The following is a 16,462-nucleotide window of genomic DNA, read 5'->3' as shown; positions in this document are numbered from 1 at the left end:
TTTTTCCTCCATGTTCAGGCATCTCTTTGTGAGCGCACAATTTTTCACATGAGCGCACAGATTTGCACACATCGGCACGCTTCCCGACCTGCGGCTCATGATAAACTGTTGTCGCTGGTATTTCAACTGGTTGGCGCAAATTGATGACGCAGAAAAAGGAAATCTCCCCGATGGTCTTGCTGTTGGTCGCCGCGCAATGTGATGAACCGTTTGTGGTGCGCTGCGTCTGCCAGATGCGGCAGAGGGGTCTTGAGGTGGCGCTGCTAGGCCTCTATCTCGGCCCGGTCATTGGCCGGCATGGCGTCTGGCTGCGGCCGGACCAAAGTTTGGCGGAGATGGAACCATCTGACTTCCATCCTCCACACCTGCTGATTTTGCCGGGGCCGCAGGAATGCACCCTGCAACTGCTGTTCAATCCGCGCGTCCCTGAGTTGATTGAGTTGACGCTGCGGGGTGGGGGATGGGTAACGGCCGTTTCCCCCAAAATAAGAGAGTTGCTTGTACGCAGTGGGTTGAGCGCGCCGGAGGGCGAGCAAGGCTTTTTGTTTCAGGGGCGTTTATCTGACGGGGAGTTTATTACGCAATTGGTCGTTCAGGCGCAGTTGTTGCGCGAAGGTATATAACCTCGATAAAGGAGAGATTCATGGTCGCTTTACAAGATTGACGCAAAGTTTTAGATGGCCCGTTTATCGGCCAGCCCCATGTGGGCGCAGACCTGGCTATTGCCTCTACCAGTAGTCGCTTCAAGTTTACGGTTGCCTTCTATCGAGACAAACCGAGCAGCAAAGTAAAAAACATCTGGCACTGGTAGAAACCCGTTTCAAGACATTTTTTCGCTTCTTGTATCAGACCCCTAAGGAGGACACAAATGATACACCGTTATACGACAAGAATAGCCTTTTTGTTTGGCACATTGGCTCTCTACCTTATTATCGGCCACAGCTTCCACCAACAACAAGTTCAAGCGACCTCTTTATTAAATTCGCCCACTATTGCTATTGATCCGGAAGCGTTGTCGGCCACACTGCTGGCTGATGAGCAAGCAAGCTATACGCTGACAATTAGCAACACCGGGACCATTGCGTTGAACTGGTCTATTGAGGAGGCTTATGGCCCAACGGGACACAGCAAAACCCACCTGCTAAATAGTTGGTCAGAAGATTTTGACGACGTGAGCCTGCTACCCGGACTGGGTTGGGTAACAATCAACAACAGCGAGCCACTGGGGACAGGTGTCTGGTCGCAAGGAACCCCCAACACCTTCCCCGCCCATCTAGGCGCGCCCAATTCTTACATCGCCGCCAGCTATCAAAGCGCCGGCGGTGCTGTTAATGCCGTCATTAGCAATTGGTTACTAACCCCAGAAATCACGATGAACAATAACGATGTCATCAGATTCTGGACACGACACCCTGGTGATGGCTGGGCAGACCGTTTACAGGTGCGCCTTAGCGCCAATGGGAATAGCGCGGATGTCGGCAATACCGCCCACAGTGTCGGCGATTTTACCCAATTACTGCTAGACATTAACCCAGAGTATGATCCACATGGTTATCCAGAAGTGTGGACGGAGTTCACCGTTGTGATTACAGGGTTGGCTGGGACAACAAACGGCCGTATCGGTTTCCGCTACTTCGTAGAGGATGGCGGCCCATGGGGAGATAATTCCGACTATGTGGGGATTGACACCCTGTCTTACACCGCTCCTTGTGTCAGTCCGGCAGATGTTTCCTGGCTTACAGTTGATCCCACGAATGGCTCTATATTACCCGGTGCATCAACGCCAGTGACCGTGACATTAGATTCAACGGGTTTAGCGGTGGGGGTGTATTCGGCTTATTTATGTGTGACTAGCGATGACCCTGATAACCCTGTGGTGCAAGTTCCCGTCACATTGAATGCCACCGTACCCCAAGACCCACCCGTCATTGCCTTTGACCCAACCGTGATTGACACGGCCGTGGCCGAAGGAAGCCAAACCAATCAGATTCTAACCATCAGCAACAATGGCGAAGAAGACCTCGACTGGCTCATAGAAGAATCTGATGACAACAATTGCGCCGCTCCTAGCAACGTATCTTGGCTAACGGTGAACCCAACCAGCGGTATCACCCCGGCTGATGCGCCTGGCGAAACCCTGCTCACATTTGATGCGACCAGCCTCGCCACGGGAACCCACGCCGCTTATCTTTGCATCACCAGCAATGACCCTGCTACGCCGTTGGCCTCTTTGCCAATCACATTAACCGTCTTCACGCCCCCGGACCCGGCCGTGATTGACCTCCAACCCACTGCCTTAGAAGCTACCCAATTGGCAAATATCGTGACAACCCACCCTCTCACCATCAGCAATATGGGCGAGGCAGATTTAACCTGGTTGTTTGGTATGCCCACCGCCCTATACGATAACGGCCCCTTCATTACCAGCTATGGCGATGGCCCCGGCGGCGCTGATGTGAGTTTGCTACAGGACAACAGCTTAGGGTTAGAGACTCCCGGTTACGGTAGCTTTATCACTGGTGTTGGGCCTCAGTACCGCATTGCTGACGAATTTACCGTTACCGATCCTGGTGGCTGGCAAATTGACCAAATTCGGTTCTATGCTTATGAACGGGATTCCTCAACAACCTCAACAATGATTAGCGTTAATTATCGCATTTGGAATGGCAACCCGAAACAGTTGGGGAGCAGTGTCATTTATGGCGATACGACGACCAACCGCATCGTTGATACTGGTTGGACCAATGTTTATCGCTACGCCGAAAGCAACAGTGGAAGCGTTGAACGCCCCATCATGTATGTTGACGGAGATGCCAGCCTGCATTTGCCGCCCGGTTCATACTGGCTTGATTGGCAATTAGACGCCAGCTTGAACAATGAACCGTGGCAAGTGCCAATCTCCATTTTGGGCGAAGTAACGACAGGAAACGCCCAACAGTTACGGGTGTCTGGCTGGGTTGATTTGGTGGATGACGGGACAGGAACGCAGCAGGGCGCGCCCTTCCAACTGTGGCTGGATGCTCCAACTGGTTGTGAAGACCCAACGGCCGTTTCCTGGCTCTCCCTCTCCCAAAACAATGGCGTCACTTCTAACGGCAATCCCACCCCAATCGAGGCCACCCTCGACTCAACTGGGCTGGCTCCGGGCGTGTACACAACCACTTTGTGCATTGTTAACAATGACCCCATAAACGCTGTAGCGCAGTTCCCTATTACCTTAACCGTCTCTGCGCCGCCCGCCCCGCCCGCCATTCTGGTTAGCCCCAGCGTTATCAGTGGAACGCAAGAGATTGACACGCAAAGCGCTTACACGATGACCATCAGCAATACTGGCGGTGGGTTTCTTAACTGGTCATTTACCGAGGTGGAGAATATCTGCCCAGACCCAACGGCCGTTTCCTGGCTTTCCCTCTCCCAACAAAATGGGGCCACCCTGCCGGGCCACCCTGCTAATGTCACAATCACCCTCAATTCCACGGGCATTCCCCCTGGCGTTTACACCACATCACTTTGCCTTCAAAGCAACGCTTCTAATACAACCTTGTCGGTTGTGCCTGTCACTATGACCGTCTCCGCTTCATCAGGGCATCAGTTATACCTGCCCGTGATTATGAGACCATAACTCTGTTGGTTGACAGCGACTAGTCGCCCCTGAAGCAAAAAGTTTTTGCTTCAGGGGCGCTTGGGCTGGGAGTTTGTTGAGCGCCTGGCGGCGCAGACAATGGTTTGGGAGCGGGTTTGAGCGCAACTCAGCACGCGCCCATAATTTAAGGAGGTTTGGTAAAAATGCGCGATAAAATTTTGTTTGGTTTGTTTGGTATTTTAGTTGGCGTTCTTTTCTCAACAGCCGCCGTGACCCGCGCTGGAGATCCAGTCGGCCCTGGTACGCCGCCAAGCGCCACCAATTCCTATACACTGCAAGATATATATAACCGGTTGGACAGCGGCGCGGCCGGTAGTCAGAGCGCGTTCACCGAACCTTCGGTAGCCCCCGGCACAGGCACAATGGTCACTTTGAACGAGATTATGACCGCGGCTCCGGCCGTTGATAATACCAATGGCGCGTTGACCGCTAACGTTCTTAGGGGTAAGACCTTTTGGGGATTAAACAATGGTCAATGGGGGGTGCAAACCGGAACGGCTTACCCGGCGAGCGTACCCCGAACTGGACAAATAACCAGTTATGACACGGGTAGCGATGGCCATTTGCAGCGGGGCGTCGTTTGGCCCAACCCACGCTTTACAATCAACCCAAATGGGACAGTAACCGACAACCTGACCGGCTTGATCTGGTTGAGAAGCGCTAACTGCTGGGGTACTCAGCTTTGGGCTAACGCTTTATCATTGGCTAACAATTTAGCCAGCGGTCAATGCGGCCTCACCGACGGCTCTGTCGCCGGTGACTGGCGGCTGCCAAACGTGCGGGAACTACAAAGCTTGCTTTCTTATCAACGGTTCAACCCGGCCCTATCGGACACAAGTGGAACTGGTCCGTGGTCCAATGGCAACCCCTTTTTAAGCGTTGCTTCCAACAGTTACTGGACATCTACGACTTATAGAGGAAGTACGGGCAATGCCTTTCGCGTTGATATGGTAAGCGGCGTTGTATTTAGTACGGGTAAAACGACTGGATATATCGTATGGCCGGTCCGAGGAGGGCAATAGCCATGAAAAAATATGGTCTGGTGTTTAGCTTTCTGTTGCTAACAATAGCGCTTCCCGTTTTGGCTAACATTGACACAATTGACAAATGGGCCTGGAGCGCTCACGTTGGCTGGATTAACTTTGATCCTGACGATGGCGGCGCTGTCGTCTACAGCGATCACCTAGAGGGATATGTCTGGGGCGAAAACGTGGGCTGGATTCGATTGGGAACATACAACGGCGGCGATGAACACACTTATGCCAATGCAACGGCCGCCGATTATGGCGTCAACAACGATGGCGTGGGCAATCTTTCCGGCTACGCCTGGGCGACCAACGCCGGTTGGATCAACTTTGCCCCCGACGATGGCGGCATCTGGATTGACCCGGTGACGGGTGACTTTCAGGGCTACGCTTGGGGTGAAAATGTGGGCTGGATTCACTTCCAAAACGACAGCCCGGCTTATAAGGCGAAAACAGGTTGGCGGGGCCGGTTAACGGCCGTCTATCAAAATGATATTGCCGCCCTTATCACTGCCTGGCGAGACGTTCCTGCTATCTCCGGCGGTTTGACTATTGCCGATGTTGATTTCCTCCATGACAGTGGCGACGGCATTATCCTGGGGCACGACGACGCGGCATTTGCCAATGTGGCCGACAATGTACCTACCGGCGTGGCGAAACGATGGGCGCGTATCTGGCAGTTGGACGTCAACGACAACCCGACAACTGGCGGCGGGCAGGTAACGCTCACCTTCGATATCTCCGAAGCGGGCGGCCAGGGCGACTTTAGCGCCAGCGGCGTCTACTTCCTGCTGAAGCGGGATACGGGCAGCGCGGATGATTTTGCCGTTGTCACTGTGGTTGATACGGTCGTTAGCGGCGACCAACTCGCTTTTACCGTCAACGTGAGCGAGTTAAGCTCAGAGTTTACCCTGGGCGCGGATGCCGGTTCGCCAACGGCCGTTTCCCTACAACAAATTCAAGCGCAGTCTGGCGTGGGGACGGGCGTAACGGCCGTGTTCCTCTTGGCGGCGCTTTGCCTGGTGTTCACCGCGGCTGTTGTGATGCGACCAACACGGCAGACATAGAAGGCCCGCTAAAGTGCTTTGCACCTGTTTTCACAAAGTTGACTTTTTCACCCAAAACTCTTTATTATGTTCACATTGCCCAACAGCCGTTTGACAAAAGATTCTGGCCCGTTCCACTGCACATCCCTGTTTGTGCGGCAAACGAATACGCTTGAGTAATCCAAAGAGCGACCGGGCCGCCCGGTTCGCTCTTTGCGGCTACGCATGTGGGGAGGGGGGATAACGGCCGTTGTTCCTTGCCGTCACTCGCCTGATCTATTAACCATAAATTAGCCATAAAGCGTTATTTTCAGTCAGGTTCAATCAAGAGTAAGTAAGCCAATGAGTGAAGAACAACAAATCATCGCCGCCGATCTGGTCTATGGCGACCGGGTCGGCGGCGACAAAGTGGGCGGCGACAAGATCACCCTCGGCGACCTCAGTGGCAGCTACAACGCCATCGGCGCGGGGGCGCAGGTCATCGTCACCCAAATTCAGCAGGCGTTGTCGGCCGTTGACGAGATGGAGAAGGGCATCCAGGCAGCCGAACGACGGTTGGCGGCGGCCATCACGCAAAAGATCGGCCGCTACGCCCACCTGTCCGCGCCCACTCAGGTAGACACAAGGGAAAATCCGTACAAGGCACTGCTGGACTACAAATTGGAGGATGCGCCTTTCTTTTACGGCCGTTCCCAGGCAGTAAGAGTGATGTGGCAAAAGATGGGAAACGGCCGTCTCACCATCCTCCACTCCGAATCCGGCTCCGGCAAAACCTCGCTGCTGCAAGCTGGCCTCGCCTCTCGCCTGCTGGCCAACGGCTGTTTCCCCCTCTACCTGCGCCCCTACCGCCAATCCCCCGACCAGTTCATCAAAAAAGAGTTCCTGCCCGACTATGCGGCGCAGCCAGAACTGCGCCGCTTCCGCGACGATCAGATGTCGCTGAAAGGCTTTTTGGAGCGGACGGCTTATTACCTCGGCGGCCGTCAGATTTACATTTTCCTGGATCAGTTTGAGGAATTTTTCACCGAGCAGTCGCCGGAAATGCAGCGGGCCTTCGCCGGGCAGTTGCAGGAATGCGTCGAGTCTGACTTGCCGGTGCGCTGGGTCTTGTCGCTGCGCAAGGAGTATTTTTCTGATTTACGGCTGTTTGGACGCGTTACGGCCGTTTGACAACGAATACTTCCTGCCCACCTTCCGCCTGGAAGAGGCGCAAGAAGTCGTCACCGAACCGGCCGCGCTCAAAGGGGTGCAGTACGAAGCGGGATTGGTGGACCACATCCTGAGCGATTTGCGCCAGGAGGACAAGGGCATCCCCCCGGCGCAAGTGCAGTTGGTCTGTTACACCTTGTTCGACGAGCTGCCAACGGCCGAAGACGGGACCGCGATCAGCCAGGCGCTCTACAACAAACCGCGCGGCCGGGGGGTGGGCGAGCCAGGGGCCAAAGGCATTCTCACCAGCCACCTGTCGCGGGTGTTGGACCGGGAGCTAAAGGGCGCGGAGCGGCGCATCGCCAACCGGGTCTTGGAAGAACTGGTCACGTCCGATGTGCGCCGGGCGGTGCGCAGCCGGGAACAGTTGGCGGGCGAATTGGAAACAGCCGATCCGGCCGCACTGGAGCATGTGCTGGCGACCCTCCACGAAAACCGTCTCATCCGCCGCGACCTGGACGAAGACGACCGGCCGCTCTACGAACTGACCCACGACTACCTGTTAAGCGAGATTGAGCTAAACCCGGAAACCCAGGCCCGTAAAGCGGCGCAGGAGTTGTTGGCGCGGGAGTTGGCCGCTTACCGTCAGTTTGGGGCGCTGCTCAGCAAAGACCGCTTTGACATTATTCACAGTCAGATGGCTTTTTTGAAGTTGGAGGAAACGGCCGTTGAACTCCTGCAAAAAAGCGAATCCGCCCTAACTGCCAAACAGCAGCACGAACTACAAATAATGCGCGACTTGGCATCGGCCCAAATGGAAGCTGCCCAGAGATTGCGCTGGGCCGTTTGGGGACTGGCCGGGATTATGGCAGCCATGTTGGTCATTATCGGTATTTTAATTGCCCCATTTATTCAGGAGAGGTGGGCCAGATCAGCCGCTATGGGTGAGATGGCCTTCATTCCGGCCGGAACGTTCTTATTTGGGAAATCTGACCCGTATACCTATCTACGTGTAGGGTCGTCTGCAAATCCTCCTTGGCCACGGCAAGAAGTAGAACTCGCCGAATTCTGGATCGACAAATACGAAGTTACCAACTACCAGTATGGGTTGTGTGTATCCTATAGCAATCAATGCATGCCACTGCTGGAAAACAACAATCGTTTAACGGACCCAGCTAGGCACGATCGTCCGGTGGTTAATGTTACGCTGCTGCAAGCAAATGCTTACTGTCAATGGTTAGGCAAACGGCTGCCAACCGAAGCAGAATGGGAAAGAGCGGCACGTGGTTTGACAGGTGATTGGCCATGGGGAAAAGGAGATCCCACGCCACAATTGGTAAACATGCCCCTAAATTTCGACCCAAATCTTACTGGCGATGCGGAACCGGTAAACACCCTTTCAGAGGGTCAAAGCAAGGAGGGTGTTTATCATCTTGTGGGTAATGTGTGGGAATGGACAATATCTTATTGGCAAGGTGACGAAGGACAAGGTGACCAAGGAAAAGAAACATACGATCCATATGCTTACTGGAATGGTGACTTAACAACATACCGGGACGATCAAGATTTTGTCTTACGTGGCGGTGGTTGGGAATATGGTATTAGCCATATTGCCACCGTTATTCCCAGCAAGGGAGCGTATCAAGGGCATGGCGTCGGTATGCGCTGTGTAACTGATACACCTCCATAACCCAGGTCATAGCAAGGCAAGGAGACGACAAGATGAGTGATGGACGTTTAGACAACCCAATTTATATCAACGGGATTAATGGCAGCACCGGTGAACCACTGGTACCCCAAATGGCAATCGACACGGCCACGAGCAGAGCCATGACCTGGCATGATTTACTTAAACAAATGACCGGCGAAGATGATGACTTATATAAGTTGTCGAAAAATCGAACCGAACGGGGTGAAGAGTCATTTGGAGTCAAAGCCGGAGTTGATCCCAACAAATTGGAAGAAGCAGGTTGGGGCATTGTTTATGCCAATAGTATCAGCGATGAAATTAAAGAAGCTCTGTCGCCATTGGTCAACTGGCGACGCTCACAGGCCAATAAGAATAAGGAATTATTCAAAACCTATCACTTTCAACCAGCATATGCCAATCCCCAACGAGGATTTCGTAACTTCATGCGCGATAATGATGCGGCCCCACGGGACGATGCAGACCCGGAAGAAATGCCTTATTATCTTTTATTGGTTGGCGATCCGGAGCAGATTCCTTACACCTTCCAATATGCGCTAGATGTGAACCGGGCTGTCGGCCGTATTTACTTTGACACGGCGACCGAATACGCCAATTATGCCGAAAGCGTCGTTGCCGCCGAACGAGATGGGGTCCGCCTACCCCGGCACGCTGCTTTTTGGGGTGTTACCAACGAAAATGACAGAGCCACCCAGTTAAGCGCTGAACACCTGGTCAAACCATTGAGTGAACATTTTAGACAAAAGCTGACCGGCGAAAACTGGGCCATTAACAGCTATCTCGGAGAACAAGCCAGCAGAGCCAGATTGCAGGCAATTTTAGGTGGTGACCAACAGCAAACACCGGCCTTTTTGCTGACGGCCAGCCACGGCATAGGCTTTAATTTAGACGATTACCGCTTGCTACCCCACCAGGGGGCTTTGTTGGGCAGTGATTGGGCCAACGAACCTGGGTATATCGGCGAAGAAATGTATCTGGCGGGAGAACATCTCAGCGATACGGCAAAGTTGCATGGGCTGATTGCCTTCTTGTTTGCTTGTTATGGGGCCGGAACACCCAAGCATGATGATTTTATGGGGAAGGTGAAAGGTACAGCCAAACAAATCGCGCCTCGTCCCATTATAGCCAAGTTGCCGCAGCGAATGCTCGCCCACCCGCGTGGCGGGGCCTTGGCCGTCATTGGCCACGTAGACCGGGCCTGGACATTTTCCTTTATGGAAGACTCCGGGATGATGAAGTCGAGTCTTTTATCGTTTAAGTCTACCTTGACCGAATTATTTCAAGGTGTACCCATTGGCCACGCTTTTGATTATTTCAATCGTAAACACGCCAGCTCATCTGTCAGTTTAGTTAGCTTGTTGGATGAACAACGGCGGGGTGAAGAAGTGGATGAGTACGAGTTGATAGACACCTGGATCAATAATCATGATGCTCGTGACTATATTATTCTGGGCGATCCGGCCGTTCGTCTGTGTACAAGTTTAGAAGATGAGCAACCTGTGCCCTCAACCCTAAGTCTAAGCGAAGTAGACCTGAAACATTTTCAGCCGCGAGTAGCATATAGCAGTTCACCAACGGTTATTAAAGAGAACACAGCAGTAGATCAAACAGTGCAGCCCCGAAATGATGAACCGGGCGCCTTTGCCGAAGATTTTGTGCCTGGTCAAGGTGTACGCCCTAATTCACAGTTGGAATTAGAACTGTTGGCATTGTATTCACTGCATAATATTGAAAAGATAACATATAGAGGTAGCCAAATAACAGTCGCTGACAGGGTTGAGCCAAGTGGTTCGGGCAAAGTCCTAAGAAAGATTCAGATCGACTCGACAACACTCAAACCCATTACACCTATCCGCTACATTGATAGCACATCTTATGGGGTTGTCAGCGCTCAAGACATGAGCATGATGGATAGCCGTTTAGGCACAACTATTCAGGAGGCAGTAGACAGATTTTCGGAACAAATTTCCAGGGCGATGCGGAATATCGGTACTTTGGAGATATTGACTTATACGAGTACCGATGATCTGAAAAATGTATACGATGCCGACAAAAAGACATTTCGTGAGGAGGCGCAGTTAAAGGCGGTGACGCTTTTGTCACTGGATGGGGATGTCAAGAGCATGGTGCCGGTGCGCCAGGTTGAAGTTGTCGTAGGTGATGGGGTCAAAGTTGTTGAAGAGATAGACGCTGAGTTATTGGAAATTCACAAAAATATGGTCGGTCTGGCCCAAGAGAATCAGGCGCGGTTCTTCCGCAACATCCTGGAAGTGGCGGCCACACTGGTCAATATGGGCAAATAGGGTTGTGGTATGACGGCCGTTTTCCTCTTCGCCCCCCAAACAGATGCAAAAATTACTGAGCCGTTGTCTCTGTGGGGGCTAAAGGTGACTGCACCAGCCATGAACAGAGCGCAGTCGTTTGGCGAACGGCCGTCTCAAACTGAGGAGACGTCGGTCTGGTCCATCAAACTCCCAGCCGACGACCAACAGGCCTACCAGGATTTAGCCCGGCAGGCAGCGATGCTGAACCAACGGGAAAGAACGGCCGAAACAGTCAACCAATATCTGCACCTGGCCACCCCTCCCGCCAGAACGGCCGAATCATTTAACACCGGTCAGCCTTCGTTTCAAGAGGAGTGGGAACTGTGGCAGCATCTCGATCTATTGCCGGAGAGTCGCGCCGAATCCCTGAGCTTCTCGGCCGTGACCAGTGGGCGAGAAGTTAGGCAGCAGTTCCGGCAATTTATGGGTCAGGTGAGTTATCTGCTAAGGCCGACGATGCAGATTAACAGTGACCAGGCGGGGTTTTACCTGGCCCAAACTATTGTCCGGGCCAGCGGTGGGCTGGAAACAGTCTGGCGTGACGGGCTTGATCTGCCACAGCGAGCCTTGCACCAGGAAGTTGTTGAGACGACCATGGCGACGCGCCTGGCAGTGCTGCGCTTTTTGAGCCACATCGTCACGGGCGCGGCGGCTTTGGCCGCTCGCCTGGCCGTAGCGCCGGCACTGGCTTTACCGGCTGCTTTTCGCTTCACCTATAACGTCATCCGTCGCGCTCACGAAGAACAGTTGTTCATGCACATGCAGCAGCTATCTGCACTCAAAACATAGGTGAGTTGGTATGCCAACACAAGGAAGCGCTTTTACACTGTTTGAAATAAACATCCAGCACCAGCCGAGAGGATACGAGCATTATCCTGTCGTGGTCGAATTCACCACGCCCGGCAATGAAGCTGTAACCCAAACGCAGGGGAAACTCATTCTGGATGACAATGTTATCAGAACCCTGCGCGAACACGAAGAGTGGGGAGAGCCAGATAAATATGGGCAAACATTAGGAGAGCTTTTATTTCAAGGCCCGGTGCGCGATGCGTTGCAGCAAGCTTATTCAGGCACCGAAATGCGTATTCTCCTGGCGGTCAACGCGCCTGAACTGCGCGGCCTGCGTTGGGAAAGGCTGGCAGCCCCGGTTGACAATGGCTGGCGTATGTTGGCGCGTAACGAGAACACCCCGTTTGCCATAAGTCTGGCTTCCAGCCGTCACGTTATTTTCCCTTCGCTACAGCAAGACGAGATTAAGGCCTTGGTTGTTGTTTCCCACCCGAAGGACATTGAGGCGCGTGGGTTTAGCGCCTTTGACGATCAAAAGGGGATCAAGGATGCCATCGTTGCCCTCAGCCACATCACGTCGGAAATTGATGTATTGGCGGTAGAAGCGCAATCAGGTATTGATGCAGCGCTGGCGGCCATTGAGCCAACGGCCGTTACCACCCCATCCCCAGACACAGTCAACGCAGCCAGCCAAACGGCCGTTACCGTCACCCACATCGGCAAACCAACGGAAGAGAGGCTGTGTACCGCCTTAACCGCCAAGTCGTACGCGATTTTGCATCTGATTGCCCATGGCCGCGTGGATGCCCGCTCCGGCCAGGATGAAACCTACGTTTATCTGGCCAACGATGCTGATGAAACAACCCGCGTTTCGGCAAAAAGCCTGATTGATTTCTTCATCCAAAAGGGAAATCTACCCCGCTTTGCCTTCCTTGTTTCCTGCGAGAGCGCCCGCCAAAGCCGTGTCCTTACTCTAGAAGCCGATTCTGGCCCCGGGCACAGCGGCCTGGGGCAGCGGTTGGTCCAGGAGGCGGGAATGCATGCAGTTGTGGCCATGACCGACGAGATCACCATCGCCACGGCCGAAGGTCTGGCCCCCAAATTTTACGAATGGCTCGCTAAACATGGGTATCCCGATTGGGCCTTGGTGCGGGCCGGAGCCGGGCTGCGGGGACGCCGGGATATGCAAGAGATTGTGCCTGTTCTATTCAGTCGCCTCCGTGGCCGACCGCTTTACTACCATCGTTACACCGAAACGGCCGGTATCCCCTTGAGCAAAACAGAAATTGAAAGCGGATTCGCCCGGTTGAAGCAGTTGATTGATGAACGAGCGCCCGGCCTCAAGAAGGATTTGATTAAAAAAGATCCCGGCGGCCAAAGAACATCTGATGCGTTATTTAAGCTAAAACTAGCTTTCCTCAAGCCAAAGCCCGATTGGGCCAGCCTGACCGACACCGTCTCTGATTGGAGCGTGGTGGAATGGCTGAACAATGTCTGCTACAACCTGTTGGACTTCGACTTTGTGGAGTTGGCCAAAGGGCGTGAGGCAACGCTGTACGCCGTTGAATGCCCTTTCCCCGGCTTGAAAGCGTTTGGCATTCCCACCGACCCAGAGAGCAAAGCGGCCACCGCTTACTTTTTTGGGCGCGATGCCCTGGTAGAGAAGTTGCAGCTTCGCCTGGTTGACGAACCGGTTCTGGCGGTGTTAGGAGCCTCCGGCAGCGGTAAATCGTCAGTTGTCATGGCCGGTCTGGTACCGAAACTGGAAGAGAAGGGGCGACGTTGGCAATATATGAAGCCGGGGGAAAGGCCGCTGGCTGTTTTTGAACGCCTGTTATTAGCCGCCGATCCCCATCTAATCGTCGTTGACCAATTTGAAGAGATATTCACCCACATTCCCAACAACCCGGAAGGGAAAAAGGAGCGGTTGGCGTTTATTGCGCGGTTGGTCGATTGGGTTGAGGATGCGGCGGCGGACCATACATTGATCCTGACGATGCGGGCCGATTTTGTCTCCGAATGCCACAGTTATGAAAAACTGGCGGATTGGATGACCGACCACTCGCAGCAGATATTACCATTAACGGCCGTTGAACTGCGTGACGTGGCCTGGCAGCAGGCGGCCAACGCTTTTCCCACGTCGGGCGCAAACGGGGCGGAGGGCAGCCCGATGGGACTTAAATTTGATCCCGGCCTGCTCAACACCATCATGAGCGACCTGCAAGAGGAGCGGGGAGCCATGCCGCTGCTCCAGTTCACCCTGCGTGAATTGTGGCAAAGACGAAACGGCCGTTGGCTGCGGGCCAATGCCTACGAGGAGTTGGGCGGCATTGGCCAGGCCATCGCCCACACCGCTGAAGAGATTTACCAAAGCCTGGATAAAGAGGAGCGGGCGCTGATGAAGTATATCTTCATTCGCCTGACCCATCTGGACGAGAGCGGCGGCCGTGGCCAGCAGCGGCGCGACACCCGCCACCGGGTCGCCCTCAAAGATTTGGTGCCCCAAGGCAGAACCCTGGAGCAGGTACAGGCCCTGATCTACAAACCGGAAATGCGCGGGCTATTGGTAACCACCCAACCGGCAGAACAGGCTGGCGAAGCCAATCCCGCCGAGCCTGAGACCCCCCGCCAGGTAGAAGTAGAAGTGATTCACGAAGCCGTTATTCGCCATTGGCAGCGGTTGCAAAAATGGTTGGATAGTGATTACGAAATGCTCCGCCAGCGGCAAAAAATCCAGCAGGAAGCCCATGAATGGCAGCATGAAGCCGATCCGGAAAAGAAAGCCAGCCTGCTGCTTCTGCACGCCTCCCGGCTGCAAGAGATAAAAGAGTGGCAAACTAAAAACAGGCTGGAACTCAACGAGAACGAAGACGCTTATGTCAAAGCTTGCAGTGCCAAAGAACAGGAGCAGTTACGGCGGGAAATTGAGCAACAGCAAGCCTTAGCCGAAGCCCAACGCCAACGCGCTGAAGAGGCAGAAGCACGCGCCAATGAACAGGCGCAAGCGGCCGTAAAACTGCGCCGCCGGTTTTATTATGTAGTGGGCACATTGATTTTGGCGATTGTTGCAGGGGTAACGGCCGTTACTTTTGCTATTAGTGCTAATAAAGAAGCCACACGCGCCAACATAAATGAACGCAATGCCCGGGCAAATTTGCTTCAAACTCAGGGAAATACACTATTTGGTAACAATCCCCTACTTGGTATGCGTTTATTGCTTGAGGCATATGAAACGGCTCAAAGTGAACCTGTAAAGAGCCGCATCGCAACAAACATGGAGTATAACCTGCGAACTGGTCGGGTAGATCTATTATCCGATCTAGTTGCCTTTATACGAGAAATTGTTGTTGGGAAATTGTATGTCATCAAATATGTGAACGGACATTCAGAACTTTGGTTAACAGCAGTAGATAAAATTATCATCCCAGCAGGCAACGCTCAAATAACCCCAGTCCCTAATTCATCAATGTTTTGGTTACGTCATCCTTTCAGTGCCACTGAGTTATGGTCACTGGAAAGTAATCAAGTTATTCTCGAAGGTCAATTTCTGCATATATATGCTATTTTCGATACACCCTTCTATGTTATGAAACACAATTTTGCACCAGGAGAATTACGTTCACTAAAAAGTGATGATATTGTAACACTTTCCGATGATGTGAGAGATGTATTTCCTATTCCTGACTCCCCTTCTTTCGTTGTGAAATATGTGAGCCAGCCTAGTGAACTCAGATCAGTAGAAAATAGCACTGTAGTTACACTGACTGGTAACGCATCTAAGTTGTATTCAATTCCTGAATCTCCTTTCTATATACTGCACTATGATAATGCCGATGATGAATTGAGAACGATGAAAAGTGCTGAAGTTTTTACTTTATCTGGTCAAGTAAACGGAGTATATCCTATTCCAAAATCACCATTTTATGTAATCCAATATAGTAGTTTAGTGGGTGAGTTAAGATCGATAGACAGCAGTGAAATTATCGAACTGACTAATAGTGTAAGCGGTGTCTACCCTATCCCTGATTCCCCCTTTTATGTAGTGATATATATGAATGGAGTAGGAGAACTAAGGTCGACTGAAAATGACAATATCATCATTCTTGATGGCAAAATAAGACATATCACGGCGATTCCTGACTCTCCTTTATTTGTGGTAGCCTATGAGGATTCCCCCGGAGAATTGTGGTCAGTCAAAGGCAATAAAGTAGCATCTTTTACTAGCGAGATAGCAGAAAGTTACTCTATTCCTAACACCAATTTATTTGTAGTGGACTATATCTATAACGATATTCCTAATGAAATATGGCGAATGGAAAACGATGAAGCTGTTCTTTTTTTGGAATCTTTCAGAAGGGTATACTCTGTGCAGGGAACTTCGCTTTATGTTGTAGTTTATCTTGATGGTAGCAGTGACTTATGGAAAAATGAACAACACTTTGCAGAGTTGGGGGGTGGCGTTAGCAATTTTGCTTGGTTCTCTGGATCCAATTCAATAGCTGTCCGTTATGGAAACGGTCAGGTTTGGTTACTTGACTTAAAATTGCTTGAAATACTCAGCGATGATGCGATAACACGAGGAGAAAGGAATTTTACCACAGAGAATTTAATACAAATAGCCTGCACATATTTGTTTACAAATAATCCTAATTGGGACGAAACAGAATTATTACCATACTTACTAGAAGGAGAATCACCACGTGCTTGTCAAGACAATTGATTGCAAAGTTATCTTGTCTTTTTTTGGCGTATGAAATCATAAGGAGAAAAATCATGGC

The 16,462-nt window shown here is 52.2% G+C and carries 9 protein-coding genes; all 9 read left to right on the top strand.

Annotated elements, in window-relative coordinates; translation table 11 throughout:
* Positions 1-143 precede the first annotated feature (143 nt).
* Positions 144-623, top strand: coding sequence for a hypothetical protein (locus IPM39_09860; GenBank protein ID MBK8986371.1), 480 nt, complete (start codon positions 144-146; stop codon positions 621-623).
* Positions 624-868: 245 nt separating this feature from the next.
* Complete coding sequence (locus IPM39_09855) at positions 869-3,622, top strand: choice-of-anchor J domain-containing protein (protein ID MBK8986370.1); 2,754 nt, start codon at positions 869-871, stop codon at positions 3,620-3,622.
* Between the two features lie 164 nt (positions 3,623-3,786).
* Positions 3,787-4,665: a DUF1566 domain-containing protein gene (locus IPM39_09850; protein ID MBK8986369.1), complete on the top strand. Its 879-nt coding sequence runs from the start codon at positions 3,787-3,789 to the stop codon at positions 4,663-4,665.
* A gap of 2 nt (positions 4,666-4,667) precedes the next feature.
* On the top strand, positions 4,668-5,735 hold the full coding sequence (locus IPM39_09845) for a hypothetical protein (protein MBK8986368.1): 1,068 nt from the start codon (positions 4,668-4,670) through the stop codon (positions 5,733-5,735).
* A 321-nt stretch (positions 5,736-6,056) separates the two neighbouring features.
* Positions 6,057-6,884: a hypothetical protein gene (locus IPM39_09840; protein ID MBK8986367.1), complete on the top strand. Its 828-nt coding sequence runs from the start codon at positions 6,057-6,059 to the stop codon at positions 6,882-6,884.
* Positions 6,862-8,553: a formylglycine-generating enzyme family protein gene (locus IPM39_09835; protein MBK8986366.1), complete on the top strand. Its 1,692-nt coding sequence runs from the start codon at positions 6,862-6,864 to the stop codon at positions 8,551-8,553. Before IPM39_09840 ends, IPM39_09835 begins: the two co-directional genes overlap by 23 nt.
* A 32-nt stretch (positions 8,554-8,585) precedes the next feature.
* The gene (locus IPM39_09830; protein ID MBK8986365.1) at positions 8,586-10,874 is read left to right on the top strand and encodes a hypothetical protein; all 2,289 of its coding nucleotides are present in this window, start codon (positions 8,586-8,588) and stop codon (positions 10,872-10,874) included.
* Positions 10,875-10,973: 99 nt separating this feature from the next.
* Positions 10,974-11,684, top strand: coding sequence for a hypothetical protein (locus tag IPM39_09825; GenBank protein MBK8986364.1), 711 nt, complete (start codon positions 10,974-10,976; stop codon positions 11,682-11,684).
* Between the two features lie 10 nt (positions 11,685-11,694).
* Positions 11,695-16,404: a CHAT domain-containing protein gene (locus IPM39_09820; protein ID MBK8986363.1), complete on the top strand. Its 4,710-nt coding sequence runs from the start codon at positions 11,695-11,697 to the stop codon at positions 16,402-16,404.
* Positions 16,405-16,462 lie beyond the last annotated feature (58 nt).

It is taken from the genome of Candidatus Leptovillus gracilis, from assembly GCA_016716065.1.
GTDB lineage: Bacteria > Chloroflexota > Anaerolineae > Promineifilales > Promineifilaceae > Leptovillus > Leptovillus gracilis.
This window is presented reverse-complemented; position numbering and strand designations above follow the sequence as displayed.